At 73.2% G+C, this 13,806-nt stretch carries 13 protein-coding genes; 7 read left to right on the top strand and 6 right to left on the bottom strand.

From position 1 onward, the window contains the following. Positions 1-124: 124 nt before the first annotated feature. From VE546_RS18120 to VE546_RS28000, 3 genes are all read right to left on the bottom strand, one after another. Positions 125-577, bottom strand: coding sequence for a hypothetical protein (locus VE546_RS18120; protein ID WP_324923558.1), 453 nt, complete (start codon positions 575-577; stop codon positions 125-127). Positions 578-845: 268 nt separating this feature from the next. Then, on the bottom strand, positions 846-1,316 hold the full coding sequence (locus VE546_RS18115; RefSeq protein WP_324923556.1) for a hypothetical protein: 471 nt from the start codon (positions 1,314-1,316) through the stop codon (positions 846-848). Positions 1,317-1,371: 55 nt separating this feature from the next. Then, positions 1,372-2,046: a helix-turn-helix domain-containing protein gene (locus VE546_RS28000; protein WP_414720517.1), complete on the bottom strand. Its 675-nt coding sequence runs from the start codon at positions 2,044-2,046 to the stop codon at positions 1,372-1,374. Positions 2,047-2,229: 183 nt separating this feature from the next. Here VE546_RS28000 and VE546_RS18100 point away from each other — a divergent pair, with 183 nt between their 5' ends. Both VE546_RS18100 and VE546_RS18095 read left to right on the top strand, forming a co-directional pair. Further along, complete coding sequence (locus VE546_RS18100; RefSeq protein WP_324923555.1) at positions 2,230-3,429, top strand: cytochrome P450; 1,200 nt, start codon at positions 2,230-2,232, stop codon at positions 3,427-3,429. Further along, complete coding sequence (locus tag VE546_RS18095; protein ID WP_324923553.1) at positions 3,426-3,647, top strand: ferredoxin; 222 nt, start codon at positions 3,426-3,428, stop codon at positions 3,645-3,647. The genes VE546_RS18100 and VE546_RS18095 overlap by 4 nt, the downstream gene beginning before the upstream one ends. A gap of 95 nt (positions 3,648-3,742) precedes the next feature. Here the strand turns inward: VE546_RS18095 and VE546_RS18090 are convergent, their stop codons facing one another. Together VE546_RS18090 and VE546_RS18085 are read right to left on the bottom strand one after the other, a co-directional pair. Next, positions 3,743-4,000, bottom strand: coding sequence for a hypothetical protein (locus tag VE546_RS18090; RefSeq protein ID WP_324923551.1), 258 nt, complete (start codon positions 3,998-4,000; stop codon positions 3,743-3,745). 105 nt (positions 4,001-4,105) lie between these two features. Continuing rightward, positions 4,106-4,675 carry an XRE family transcriptional regulator gene (locus tag VE546_RS18085; protein ID WP_324923550.1) on the bottom strand — a complete coding sequence of 190 codons (570 nt, stop codon included), beginning with the start codon at positions 4,673-4,675 and terminating at the stop codon, positions 4,106-4,108. A gap of 95 nt (positions 4,676-4,770) precedes the next feature. Here VE546_RS18085 and VE546_RS18080 point away from each other — a divergent pair, with 95 nt between their 5' ends. The 4 genes from VE546_RS18080 to VE546_RS18065 all read left to right on the top strand — a co-directional run bounded on the left by VE546_RS18080 (position 4,771) and on the right by VE546_RS18065 (position 9,279). After that, complete coding sequence (locus VE546_RS18080) at positions 4,771-5,784, top strand: NAD(P)/FAD-dependent oxidoreductase (protein ID WP_324923548.1); 1,014 nt, start codon at positions 4,771-4,773, stop codon at positions 5,782-5,784. A gap of 141 nt (positions 5,785-5,925) precedes the next feature. Beyond that, positions 5,926-7,512, top strand: coding sequence for an MFS transporter (locus VE546_RS18075; protein WP_324923546.1), 1,587 nt, complete (start codon positions 5,926-5,928; stop codon positions 7,510-7,512). 211 nt (positions 7,513-7,723) lie between these two features. Next, positions 7,724-8,317 carry a DinB family protein gene (locus VE546_RS18070; RefSeq protein WP_324923544.1) on the top strand — a complete coding sequence of 198 codons (594 nt, stop codon included), beginning with the start codon at positions 7,724-7,726 and terminating at the stop codon, positions 8,315-8,317. A gap of 158 nt (positions 8,318-8,475) precedes the next feature. Then, a complete protein-coding gene (locus tag VE546_RS18065) occupies positions 8,476-9,279 on the top strand; it encodes a maleylpyruvate isomerase family mycothiol-dependent enzyme (protein ID WP_324923542.1) in 804 nt (267 codons plus the stop codon). A 315-nt stretch (positions 9,280-9,594) separates the two neighbouring features. On the opposite strand, the gene VE546_RS18060 is transcribed toward VE546_RS18065, so the two are convergent. Further along, on the bottom strand, positions 9,595-10,695 hold the full coding sequence (locus tag VE546_RS18060) for a glutamate--cysteine ligase (RefSeq protein ID WP_324923540.1): 1,101 nt from the start codon (positions 10,693-10,695) through the stop codon (positions 9,595-9,597). Between the two features lie 1,293 nt (positions 10,696-11,988). Between VE546_RS18060 and VE546_RS18055 the strand changes: the two genes are divergently transcribed. Next, positions 11,989-13,671 (top strand): carboxylesterase/lipase family protein, encoded by a 1,683-nt coding sequence (locus VE546_RS18055; RefSeq protein WP_324923538.1) that lies wholly within the window; start codon positions 11,989-11,991, stop codon positions 13,669-13,671. The last annotated feature ends 135 nt before the right edge of the window (positions 13,672-13,806 follow it).

Genomic DNA, 13,806 nt, shown 5'->3' with positions numbered 1-13,806 from the left:
CGGTGAGCCGACGACGTGGGCGGCCTCGACCGTGCCGGGCCCGGCGGGGAAGGGAGAAGCCGCCCGCCCCCGGCTTCCGGGGGCGGGCGGCGAGACGCCCTGAGGTAGAGCGGTCAGCGGGTGGTCACGCGTGGCCGCTGTACGCGAGGCTGCACGACGAGTATTCGCCCTTGACCGCGCAGAGCTGGATGTAGACCGTGGTGCCCTCCGCCAGATCGCCGGTGTTCCACGGGCTGTAGTAGACGGCCGAGTGCCCGCGCGTGGTGGCGACGCGCCCCGTCACCGGGCTGATCATGCTGGCCTCCATGCCCCACCCCTCGGAAAGCCGGTCCAGCACGCGGAACGCGTCACCGGGGTCGCCGGGGAGGGGATCGCCACGCCACTCCATGAGGCCCGCGTAGGTGCCCTGGTAGTAGGCGGCGATGGTGAAGCTCCCGTCGGAGGACACCGCGCTCTTCTCGAAGGTCCAGTCGGCAGCCGCCGCGTTGCCCGCCCCGAGCGTGATGAAACTGCCGACGAAGAGCGCGCTCGCCGCCAGGAGTGTGGCGACCCGGTTCCTCAGTCGCGTCCTCAACATGTCATTCCCCCCAAATAGTTCGCGCGTTCGAAGTTATGAGGATCATGGTCTACTCAACCCACGCCGTCAACCATTGAATGGTGGACGACGGCGTCCGGCCGCCAGTGGCTCCCTGAACCGAACCGCGGCGTGAGCGTCGTGACGTGATGCCGAAACCTCCATGTCATCACCCACAGCGGGAAGCCCACCGAGGTTCCGCTCGGCGTCGCCGTCGCCGATGGCCTCGCACGCCTGCCGGGGTGAGGTCCGCGCCGCCGCGTGCGTCCCGTCAGGGCTCCCTCCGACCGTGCCCACCACCGGACACCTCCGGCACAAGACACGGAGGGAGGGGTCGAGACGGGATCGCGTGCTTGGCGTGCGCGCGTTCCTGCTCCCTGCGCCAGATCTTCACCAAGGCCTCGTCGGTCCGCGGGACGGCGAGGCCGACGGCTTCAAGGATGTCGCGGAAGAAGGGCACCGGGCCGCCGTCGGTCCACGTGACCAGCTCGGACAGCAGCGGCACGTCGGAGCCGATCCCCCTGTCGACGGCGGTCAACCGCTGCTGGAAGTCGGGCTTGACCTGCCCTCCCTCCAGGGCGAGCGCCGGAATGGTCCTTCCCTGTACCGCGACGCTGACGAGCCACCGGGTGAGTTCACCAACGGGGTCCTGCGGTTGGACCTTCGGCCGCATGGCCGACACCTGCGCCTGCGGCGCATTCGGCTGGACGGCGTGTTCACGAACGCGGTGATCCTCCATCACGCCCTGGGCGTCGCGGAGATCGTGCGCCGGCTAGAGGGGAGGGCCATGAGGCCCATCACGCCAGGAGAGTGCGCCAGCGGTCGGCCGATTCCATCATGTCCAGCGTGACCCGCTCCAGGAACGCACCTGCCCTGGCCAGCCGCCGCCCCGCGGGCCTGTCGAGTCCCACCGCCTCCGCCCCCGCCGTCGCGGCCTGCGCTGCCTCGAGCGTCTGCCGCGCGCTGGTCATGACCGAGTGGTACCAGGCGTCGTCGTCGACCACGTAGATGTCGCGACGCCGCTGCGGATCGCGTTCGCGCCGGACGTAACCCTGCTGGACCAGGAAGTTCACGGCCACGGAGACGGAGGCCGGGCTGACCTTCAGCCTGCGGGTCAGCTCGGCCGCGGTGCGCCTGCCGTCCTCGGACAGCAACAGGTCGACGTGCACGCGCGCCGTCATCCTCGGCAGCCCCGACCTGACCGCCAGTTCGATGATCTCCTCTTCCACCGCGCCGCCCGGCGGTCCGGCCGCGCGCGGGGGTGCCGGTGTGCCACGCCGCGCCCGCTGGACCGTCGCCCGGTGTGCCTGCTGGGGTCGGTAGCCGCCGGGGCCGCCGTTGCGTCCGACCTCCCGGCTGATCGTCGAGGTCGGACGGCCGAGCCGCCTGGCGATTTCAGCGTAGGAGAGCCCGTCGGCGAGTCCGGCCGCGATGCGCTGGCGCTCCTGCTGGGTCAACCGTCCTCCTGGCATGCCGCCAGTATTGCCTTCGCCTCCATTCATTGCAACGCTGCATTGCATTCGGCCCCAGCGTCATTGCATCAATTTTCCTCCATCTACCTGGGAAAACGTTTTCTTATTGATTGACGCAATTCCGAATGCAACGTAGCTTTCACGTTGCGCCAAATACGTGCTGTCGCGAGATGAGGAATGGTCATGAGTGAATCCCTCCACACCGTCACAACGCTGCCGACAGCGCGCCGGCCCGGTTGCCCCTTCGACCCACCGGCAGAGCTGATCGACGCCCGTCGGCACGGTCCCATCAGCCGCTACATCCATCCCGGCGGGAAACCCGGCTGGCTCATCACCGGGTACGACCTGGTCAGATCGGTCCTGGCCGACTCGCGGTTCAGCTCGCGCAAGGAACTCCTGAACGTGGTCGACTACGAGATTCCTCCGGCGCCGCCCGGCGAGTTCCTGCTCATGGACGAGCCGCAGCACGGGCGCTACCGGAAACCGCTGGTGGGCAAGTTCACCGTACGGCGGATGCGGCTGCTCACCGAGCGCGTCGAGCAGATCACCGCCGCATGCCTGGACGCCATGGAGGAGGCCGGACCGCCGGCGGACCTGGTGACCTCGTTCGCCAAGCCCATTCCCACCATCGTCATCTGTGAGCTGCTGGGGGTGCCGTACGAGGACCGGGGCTCCTTCCAGGAACAGATCGACGCGTTCATGGGCGGGGAGACGAGCGACGAGGAGCTGATGGCGGCCTACACCGCGACCCAGGACTACATCGCGGACCTGGTGGCCGCCAAGCGCGCGAACCCCACCGACGACGTGCTCAGCGAACTCACCGACAGCGATCTGACCGATGAGGAGCTGAAGGGGATCGGCCTCATCCTGCTGGCGGCCGGACTCGACACCACCGCGAACATGCTGTCCCTCGGCACCTTCGCGCTGCTGCAGAACCCGGCGCAACTGGCCGCGCTGCGCGCCGACCCCGCACTCGCCGACCGGGCCGTGGAGGAACTGCTGCGGTACCTGAGCGTCGCCAAGTCGTTCATGAGGACGGCGCTGGAGGACGTCGAGCTGGGCGGCCAGACCATCGAGGCCGGCACGACGGTCGTCCTGTCGTACCACACCGCCAACCGCGACCCCGAGCGCTTCGCCGATCCCCACACGCTCGACATCCGGAGGCAGAGCGTCGGGCACCTGGCCTTCGGCCACGGCATCCACCAGTGCCTGGGCCAGCAGTTGGCCCGCGTCGAGCTGCGGGTCGCGCTCCCCGCGCTGATCGACCGCTTCCCCACGCTGCGTCTGGCCGTACCGGCCGAGGAGGTCGACCTGCGCCCGGAGACCGCGGACATCTACGGGGTCAAGAGCCTCCCGGTCACCTGGGACGAGGAGGGGTCATGAGGACGACGCGCCTGCGCATCGACCGTGAGCGCTGCATCGGCGCCGGGATGTGCGCTCTGACCGCTCCCGAGGTGTTCGACCAGGACCCCGACGACGGCCGCGTGCTCCTGCTGCACGCCGAGCCGCCCACCGCCCATCGAGCGGCCGCGCAGATGGCCGCCGGTGTCTGCCCCTCCGGGGCGATCACCTTCCATGAGCCGGGATCCAGCGGCTCCTGACGCCGGCGCGACCGCACCCGGGCCGAGAACCCGCACCGCGCGTCGGTGGGGGCTCTCGCGCGTACGGCACGCGTCACGCATCCGCAGGGCAGGCGTCACGCCTCCTGCCCGGTGGCCGTGAGGACGACCTCGCGGATGGTCACGTTCGCGGGCTGCCGGTACGCGTAGCCGATCGCCTCGACGACCGCCTGCGGGGCCAGGGCGCCGTCGACGGCCTTCTGCCACGTCTCGCAGCCGCTCCCGATCAGCTCGTCGCCGGTGTGCGCCGGCGGCTCCGCCTCAGCCGCATCCGGCGCGACGGTCACCAGCCGTACTCCCGTGGCGGCCACCTCCTCGCGCGGATCCCCCGACACCGCATGTGCTCCTGCGCGTCCTGCTCGCCCCGGCGGCCGGCTCGACGAGGCGAACAGGCCGCCGGGGCGAGCAGGTAGCGCCGTCGCCTTTCGGCGTGATCGTGCTCAGACGTCGTCGCCGCGCTGGTGGCCGCGGCGGGCGTCGCGGTCGAAGATGCCCAGGATCTCGCAGGGCCCGCCCTCGGCGCCGATGGCGTGCGGCAGCATGGTGGGGAACTCGGCCGCCTGGTTGGTCTCCACTCGGAAGCGCCGGTTGCCCAGCAGCAGGACCGCGGTGCCGGAGAGGACGACGAGCCATTCGCGGCCCTGATGGGCGCGCAGGCGCGAGGGGCTGTCGGGCGGCGGGTTCGTCATGCGCTGACGCACGACGGTCATGCCGGGGTCCGCCTTCACGGGCCAGCGCATGAGCTCATGGGTCGCGTCGATCACCGGGCTGGTGACGACGTCGTCGGTGGCGGTCTCGACGAGTTGGTCCAGGGAGGTGCCCAGGGCCCGGGCGAGGGTGACGAGCTGGTCCAGGGCCAGGCGGCGCTTGCCGTTCTCGATGCGGCTGAGCGTGGACTGGCTGAGATGGGCACGGGCGGCCAGTTCCTCCAGGGACCAGCCCTGCGCCACGCGCAGGGCCCGGATTCGTTTGCGCACCAGGCTGTCGAGCTCGCCATTGTCTTGCGTCATAGGCAACATCGTATGCCCGCATCGCAAGGTGTGCCTACCGTCGTGAACGCCGCCCCGGAACGGCTGGGGCGGCGTGAAGAAAGGGGTAGAACGCCATGCCTATGACCACTGCCGCGGATGCGACCGACAGGCTGCCGGATGGGACCGTCGACGCCGTGGTGATCGGCGGCGGCGCCGCGGGTTTGAACGGCGCGCTGATGCTCGCCCGCTCCCGCCGCTCGGTCGTCGTGATCGACAGCGGCACCCCGCGCAACGCACCCGCCGACGGCGTGCACGGCCTGCTCGGCCTGGACGGCATCCCACCGGCCGAACTGCTGCGCAGGGGACGCGAGGAGGTGCGCCGCTACGGCGGCCTGGTCGTGACCGGGGAGGTGGTCTCCGCCGCCCCGGCCGCCCCCTCCGCCGGGGGAGACCTGCGCTTCACCGTCACCCTCGCCGACGGCAGCACCCTGTCGGCGCGCCGCCTGCTCGTCGCCACCGGACTGCGCGACGTCCTGCCCGACGTTCCCGGGCTGGCCCGGCACTGGGGGCACGGTGTGGTGCACTGCCCGTACTGCCACGGCTGGGAGGTGCGCGGCGAGCCCATCGGGGTCCTGGCCGTAGGCCCGGCCTCGGTCCACCACGCTCTGCTGTTCCGCCAGTTGACCGACGACCTGGTCTACTTCACCCGCGGCACCGAACTCGACGAGGACACCCGCGCGCGCTTCGCCGCCCGCGCCGTTCAGGTCGTCGACGCCCCGGTGGAGGAGGTCGTGACCGGCGAGGACGGCGGCATCGCGGGCGTGCGCCTCGGTGACGGGCGCCTCGTGTCCCGCCGGGTCCTCGCGGTCGCGACCACCCTGCGGGCCCGCACCGAGGGCCTGGACGGACTGGGGCTGCCGATGGAGGACCTTCCCGATGGGATGGGCCGCCGCTTCGCCTCCGGCACAGCCGGCACCACCGAGGTGCCCGGGGTGTGGGTGGCCGGCAACGCCACCGACCTGACCGCCCAGGTCGGCGCCTCCGCCGCGGCCGGCGCCCTGGCCGGCGCCCACATCAACGCCGCCCTGGCCGCCGCGGACACCGAGGCGGCCCTCGCCGCCGCACGGCGCGGCGGCACCTCCGCCTGACGCCCCCTCACACCCGTCGGCCCGCAGCCCTCTGCGCAGCGGCGGCGTGCGTACGTACCACGCGGGTCCCGGGCCCGGAACCCGCCACCCTGGCGCCCGGCCATCCGGCGCCGCTCCCTTCATGCCTTCGGAAAGGAATCCATGAGTACGAACCGGTCTCCACAGGTGAGTGCCACCGGCGAGGGCGTGCCGGACGCGCGCCGGCGTCGCACGATCCTGGTGACCGTCTGCATCGCGTTGATGGCCGTCATCGCCTCGGTGTCCGGGCTCAACGTCGCCCAGCCCGACCTCGCGGTCGCCTTCGGCGCCTCGCAGAGCACGATCCTGTGGATCATCAACATCTACACCCTCAGCCTGGCCGCGCTGCTCCTGCCGCTCGGCGCGATCGGCGACCGCTGGGGCCGCAGGCCCATGCTCCTCGCCGGCCTGACCGTCTTCGGCACCGCCGGCGCGGCGGCCGGTCTCGCCCCGTCGGCCGAGGTCATGCTCGCCGCACGCCTGTTCAGCGGCGTGGGCGCGGCGATGATCATGCCCATCACCCTCGCCGTCATCACCTCGACCTTCCCGGAGGAGGAGCGCGGACGGGCGATCGGCGTGTGGACCGGCGTCGCCGGGGGCGGCGGCATCCTGGGCATGTTCCTCTCGGCCGCCCTGGTCGACGTGGCGAACTGGCGGTGGCTGTTCGTCCTGCCCGTCGCACTCGTCATCGTGGCCCTCGTCATGACGCTGCGGTCCGTTCCCGACTCCCGCGAGAAGCCGCGGCACTCCTTCGACACCGTCGGCGCGCTGACCTCCGTCATCGCGGTGGCCGGCCTCGTCTTCGTCCTGCAGGAGGGGCCCGAGCGGGGCTGGACCGCCCCCGCGACCCTGCTCGGCCTCGTCGTCGGTGTCATCGCCGCCACCGGCTTCGTGGTCTGGGAGCTGCGCCGCCGGGATGCCTCGCTCCTGGACGTGCGTCTCTTCGGCGAGCGTTCCCTGGCCGGCGGCTCGATGACGCTCCTGGTGGTCTTCGGCGTCCAGGCGGGCATCTTCGTGGTCCTCTTCCCGTTCCTCCAGGCCGTGCTCGGCTGGTCCGGTCTGCTGTCCACCCTGGCGCTCATGCCCATGGCCGTGCTCATGATGGCGGCCTCCGGCCTCGCCCCCGGGCTGGCCGCGCGCATCGGCGGCCGGCCCACCATGGCGGCAGGAGTCCTCCTGGCCGGCGCCGGTCTGGCCCTCATGGCCGGCCTCGTCTCCGTCGACGGCGGTTACCTCTCCGTTCTTCCCGGCATGCTCGCCATGGGGATCGGCATGGGCCTGTCGATGACGCCCTCGACCGAGGCCATCACCGGCGCCCTGCCGCGTGAGCGCCAGGGCGTCGCCTCCGCGCTCAACGACGTCACCCGGGAGTTCGGCACCGCGCTCGGCGTCGCCCTGCTCGGCGCGCTCCTGTCCTCCGGCTACCGCAACGCCATCGACTCCCGGCTCGACGGCGTTCCCCCGGGCGCCGCCGACACCGCCCGCGAAGGCGTCGCCAACGCCCTGGAGGCTGCGCACGGAGCGGGTTCACACGCGCAGGCGCTGGTCCGTGCCGCCCGGGAATCGTTCGTCGACGGCTGGCAGCAGGCCATGTGGGCAGGCGTCGCCGTCATGTTCGTCCTGTTCCTCTCCCTCCTCGCCCAAGGCCCGCTGCGTCGCGCGCGCCCGCCGGCGGACGAGGCGGAGGCCGCCGACACCGTCGCCGTGTGACGCCATGAGCGGCTTTCCCGGCTGACGTTCCGAGGCGCCTGCGGCCCACGCCGGTTCCGCGCCTGCCCGCACAGGCGCGGGACCGCGCACACCCTTCCGGAGAAACCCGCAGAAGGGGGCCCGGCGACGGCCCGGCGCCGTTTCCGCCCCGGGCGGGATCACTTCTGGAGACGGAGCCCGGATCGTTCGCCGCGAGCGGCAGACTGCCCCCATGATCGCACCGGATCCCAAGGCCGACCTTCTCTTCTACCTGCAGTCCGCCCGCGATGCCCTGCTGTGGAAGCTGGAAGGACTCCCGGAGTACGACATCCGCCGCCCGCTGACGCCGACCGGCACGAACCTCCTCGGCCTGGTGAAGCATGCGGCCAGTGTGGAGCTGGGCTACCTCGGCGACACCTTCGGACGGCCGTCCGGCGAGCCGCTGCCCTGGCTCGACGACGGTGCCGAGCCCAACGCGGACATGTGGGTCACCGCCGACGAGTCACGCGAGTACATCGTGGAGCTCTACCGCCGGGCCTGGGCGCACGCGGACGCGACCATCGAGGCGCTCGCGCTGGACACGGTCGGCAGGGTCCCGTGGTGGCCCGACGGCAGGGACGAGGTGACGCTGCATCATGCCGTCGTACGCGTGGTCGCCGATACGCACCGGCACGCCGGGCACGCCGATATCGTCCGGGAACTCATGGACGGCGCCGTGGGAATGAGCAAGGGCAACACCAGCATGGCGCCGGGCGACTCGACGTGGTGGGAGGACTACCGGAACCGAGTGGAGCGTGCGGCCCGGGAAGCCGGCCGGGACGTGTGACCCCGGACCGGATCGTGGTCATGGCGCGGGCCGGGTACGCGCGGCGGGCACGCACGCCGTACGGGAGCCGGCGGTGCCGTGGTTCCCGGCATCGCCGCCGTGACGGCCCGCGGAAAACCGGCGGGCGTGCCGGGCACCCGCCCGTCTACGGTGACGACATGACGACGACGGGGATGGACCTCGACCGCTACTGCGCCGAACTCACCGCCCAGACGGACTCGCTGAGGGCGCACGTCGAGGACAAGACCCTGACGACACCGGTACCGACCTGCCCCGGCTGGACCCTCGGCGACCTCGTCCGGCACCTCGGCGGCGCCCACCGCTGGGCCGAGCGGATCGTCCGCACCCGTGCCACCGGACCGGTCCCGGACGACCAGGTCAACGACGTGTCCGGGGACGACGGCGCGAGTACGGCGCAGCTCACCGCGTGGCTGGCCGAGGGCGCGGCACGGCTGGCGGACACCTTGCGGGCCGCCGGTCCGGACGTGCCGGTGTGGACGGTGGCGCCCGGCGGGACCCCGGTGTTCTGGGCCCGCCGCATGCTGGGCGAGACGGTTGTGCACCGCGCGGACGCGGCGGGGGCCGTCGGCGCCGACTACACCCTCGACCCGGCGGTCGCGCTCGACGGCCTGGACGAGTGGCTGGAGTTCAGCGTGCTGCCGCAGGCCTTTGCCTCGCGGGAGGCGCTGCGCGACCTCCTCGCTCCCGGCAGGACCCTCCACTTCCACGCCACGGACGCCGGTCCCGGAGCGGGCGAGTGGCTGGTCGACCTCACGGGCGACGCCCCGGCCCGGCGCCGCGCGCACGAGAAGGCCGCCGTCGCGGTGCGGGGACCGGCGGCGGAACTGCTCCTCCTCATGTACCAGCGCCAGTCCGTGCGCGGCGACGGTGTCGAGATCCTGGGCGACACGGCGCTGTTCGACCTGTGGAGGGAGCGGGTCAGCGCCTGGCTGCGCCGGTAGGACGGCCGTGGCGTACGAGACCACGGCCGGCATGCCGCCCCGGTCGCACAGGCGGCTCCTCGGCGATGCCGGCGAGGCCCGTGGCCATGGGCGCTGCTCCCCGTCGCACGCCCAGGCACGGCCGGCCTTCTCCCGTCCGGCGGGGTGTCGGGGAACGGGCTTCGCCCCGCCGTCGGTACGGGCCAGGCCCTCCGGCCCGCCCGGATCGCCCGGGCGGACGTGTGGGCTCCCGGTACCGCCTTCTCCGGAACCCGGCGCCGGTGCGCAGGCGGCTCCGTTCGAGGAGACGTCAGGGCGGCGGGGCGGCGGACGGCGTCACAGAGCAGGAGCGGTGGTCTGCGTGGTGAGCACGCGCAGCAGTGCGTCCGTGCCCTTCCGCAGCAGCCGTCGCTGCAGGTCCGCCGTGCTGCCCTCCTGCAGCAGCCGGTGGACCAGGGAGAGGACCTGGCGGGCGTCGCCGGCCTCCTCCAGGGCGGGCGTGAGGTACTGCACCAGGTCGCTGACGACGTCGCCGACCTTGCGCCGCTGGTGGGTGCGCGGGTCGAGCAGCACGTTCGCCATGCCGTGGCGGGCGGCGTGCCAGCCGGCCGCGGCCAGGATCTCGGGCGGCGGCGCGGGCATCGGCAGACCGGCCTCCTCCTCGCGCAGGAAGGTGGTCACCAGGGCGCGGACGATCCCGGCGAGCATGACGGCGTCGTCCGCGCGCAGTTGCACGTCCATGGCGCGGACCTCGATGGTCGGGTAGCGCTCGGACAGGCGTACCTGCCAGTAGAGCTGGCCGGTGTCGCGGATGACGCCGGTGTCCAGCAGGGCCTGGATGCGCCGGTCGTAGTCGTCGGCGCCGGCGAACAGCGGCGGGGGGCCGCTGACCGGCCACCGGCCGAAGACCACGGTGCGCCAGCTCGCGAAGCCGGTGTCGGTCCCGCCCCACAGGGGTGAGTTCGCCGACATCGCCACCAGGACGGGCAGCCAGGGCCGCAGCCGGTTCAGCACCGCCACGCCGGCGGCGCGGCCGGGGATGGCCACGTGCACGTGCATCCCGCAGATCAGCTGTTCGTCGACCAGCCGCGGGGCCCCGGTGTACAGGGCCCGGTAGCGGGGGGTGTCGGTGATGGGGGCCGGGGTCGTGGGGGCGAAGGGGGCCGCTGCGCAGGCCACGAGCCGACAGCCGGCCTCCTCGGCGGCGGCGCCCAGGGCATGCCGCATGCGCAGCAGGTGGCCGCCCACCTCCTCCAGGCTCTCGCAGACGGGCGTGGCGACTTCCACCTGCACCTGGAGCAGCTCGGGATGCACCTCGTCGGCACTCAGGGCGGGCTGCACCCCGGCCACCGCGCGGACCTTCTCCGCCCGCGATACGGGAAGTCCGCTGACCGGATCCAGAAGGAGGTATTCCTCTTCCACCCCGATGGTGATCATGGCTTCCTTCTCTCCGCGGCGGATCGCGCCCCACCGTCCGTCACCGAACGATGCCGCGCCCTGGGCGATCCGGTACGACCGCGCGGGAGGCGACCGGCTCCCGGCGCGCCACCGTGAGCGGCTCCCTCCCGGGCTTCGGCGCTCCGGCCCGGGGCGGTGCCGCCGTCGACGCGGCCCTGGTGCGTGTCGTCGTCACGGCCGGACGGCCGGGCGGTCCGCACCGAAAGCACCTGCGGAACAGCGGCTGCGCGACGGCGTCGGTCCCTCCGCGGGGAACGGACCACCGCTCGGGAAGCCGTCGAGGCAGTCGAGGCGCATTGATCTGGGTGATATCGGCATAGAGGCGGCCTTTCGCTCGGTGGCCTCTTGGTGCGTGCCCTCGCGCGGTTTGCGGTAAACCCCCGGCAAATCGCCCCGAGCGACGGGGGCAGGGCATCGGAAGCGAGGCGGAGAGAGGCGCCTCGCGACTCGGTGCTTCTTCGGGCGGTCCCGGCGACGGCGCGAGCCCCGGTGGGCAGCCCCTCGTCCAGGTCGTCCGGGACCGCGGCGGGGAGCGGGAGCGGCTTGGCGGCCTCACCGCCGGAGCCGGAGTTCCGATCAGCGGGCCGGATTCGAAGGCCCGGGTGCGCACCGGGCGGCGTGTGCCGCATCGGGCAGGCCCGACCCTGGCCGGCCCGGTGCTCGGCGGTCGGTGACCACGCGCAGGCCGTCCGCGACCTGTGGCGGCGGGTGCGCCGAAGAAGGGAGCGCCGGTGGTCACCATCGGCCTGCCGGCCGAGCCCGACTGCAACGCCTCCGGCCACCGGTGCTACGACGTCCGGACCGGGGTGCCCCGGCCCGCGTCAACGACCTCCTCGCCGATCGGCCGGAGGGGTTCGCCGCGGCCGTCACCGGGATCGGCCGGCGCCCGCCGGTCCCGGGGTCCGGTGCCTGTACCGGGCCTGTGACCAGGCGGTGAGCTGGGCCCGGGACCGGGGCTGCCCGCCCCGGCCGCCGACGGGCGGAGCCGTACGGAGCCGCCGGCCGCGCCTCTGCGGCCCGCATGTCCCGGCACGCCCGGCCAACAGGGCGCGGCGCGCGTGGACTTGACGGAGTAGAAGCGGCTCGCTGGGCCGGTGCCCGCCCCGGGCGGCACGATCGCGGTGGCGGTGACCGACGCGGTCGGCACCCGCCACCGGCCGGATCACGCAGCGCGGGCCGCCGACCCGGCCGCCGCCCCCGTAGTCCCAGCAGGCTCAGCAGGGCCAACAGGCACAGCAGGCACAGCAGGCACAGCCGAAGTGAGGATGCCCCATGTCCCGACGGGATGGACGAGACGCCGGAAAGCTGCGCAGACGCTCCTTCGTGGCCGCCGCCACCGCCGTGGCCGGGGCCGCGGCACTCCCCCGCCCGGCCGTGGCGCGGCCGGTGTACCCGGCCGCGGGAGGGAGCGACTCCGTGGTCGTGCGCACCACGGCGGGACGCGTCGCGGGAGAACGCACCGGTGGACTGGCCGTCTTCCGGGGCGTCCCCTATGCGGCACCGCCGGTGGGCGGGCTGCGGTTCGCCTCCCCCCGGCCCTGCGAGCCGTGGCGCGGCGTGCGCGACGCCACCGTCTTCGGCCCGCCCGCGCTGCAGACCGACTACCTGCCCGGCAGCAGTGAGGACTGCCTGTACGCCAACGTCTGGACGCCGGACGTGAACGGCCGGCGGCCGGTCCTGGTCTACATCCACGGCGGTGGCTGGTTCCTCGGCGCGGGCAGCGAGCCGGACTACGACGGCGCGCGTCTGGCGGCACACGGCGACATGGTGGTGATCACCTTCAACTACCGCCTCGGGCTGCTCGGCTGGGGGCTGCACGAGGCGTTCACCGACACCCGGACCGGCTCCTTCGCCAACTGGGGGTTGCAGGACCAGGCGGCGCTGCTGCGCTGGGCCCAGCGGAACGCGGCCGCCTTCGGCGGCGACCCGGCCAACATCACCCTCGCGGGGACCTCGGCGGGCGGCTCCAGCACCTGGCAGCTCAGCCTCCTGCCCGCGCTGCGCGGGGTCATACGGCGGGCCGTGCCGATCAGCGCCAAGCACGTGTGGAGCCCGGCCAGCTCCACCAGTCCCGCGGAGTCCCGCGCGGTGTACGAACTCCTCGCCCGGCGGCTCGGCACGACGGTGGACGGACTGCGCGAGGTGCCGGCCACCGCGCTCAAGGACGCCTGGGAGGAGCTGTTCTCCGGTGACCCGGCCGGCCGGCCCGTCCAGGGCTGGCGCGAGTACCGCGGCCCGGTGCCGGACGGGCGCTGGATGCGCGGCTACGACTACGCGCTGCCCACGCCCGGGGTGCCGCTGATGGCCGTGTACTGCCGGACCGAGGGTTCCTTCTTCACCACCGGCCCCGGCTACCCCTTCCCCGGTCCGCTGCCCGGCACCGACGCGGAACTGCGCGAGGCCGTCCGCGCCGTCCTGCTCAAGGGCGCGGTGAAGGTGTCGGACGCGCAGGTGGAGGACTGCATCCGGGTCTACCGCGCGGCGGCCGCGGCGGAGGGCCGCCCGCAGGACCCGGTGTCGGTGTGGACCGAGGTCTGGGGCGACGGGCTCTTCCGCTACCAGATCCTGCGGCTGGCGGAGAAGCACGCCCGCCGGGGCCGCAGTCCGCTGTACCTGATGGAGTTCGCACACCCGGTGCGGCCCCCCTACTCCGGCACCCCGCACGAGGCCACGTCCAAGTTCCTCTTCGGCTCCTACACCCGTTCCGTCAACGCGCCCGCGTATGGGGACGGTCCGCTGGAGCGCACCGTCTCCGACACCCTGATCGACCTCGTGGCCTCCTTCGCCCGGAACGGCACGCCCGGCAGCGCGCACGCGCCGAGCTGGCCCGTCTTCTCCCCCGGCCGTCCCACGACGATGATCGTGGGCGGTCCCGAGGTCGCCCGGATCGGTGAGCCCGGCAAGACCGAGCAGCTTCGGTACTGGGACGACGGGGCCTGGGTGCCCAGGCCCTGACCAGGGCCGCCGCGGCGCCGCCGCCCCGTGCTCCGGGACCCCTGGTTCCGGCGGGGCGGCGGTGCCGCGCGACCGCCGGGTGCGGCTGACGGCGGGAAGTGGCAGGGACGCCCGCTCCCGGTTTCCGGAACGGCT

The organism is Streptomyces sp. (assembly GCF_035644915.1).
In the GTDB taxonomy this organism is placed as follows: domain Bacteria; phylum Actinomycetota; class Actinomycetes; order Streptomycetales; family Streptomycetaceae; genus Streptomyces.
The sequence above is the reverse complement of the archived record's forward strand: the minus strand, read 5'-3'. Positions and strand labels throughout refer to the sequence as shown.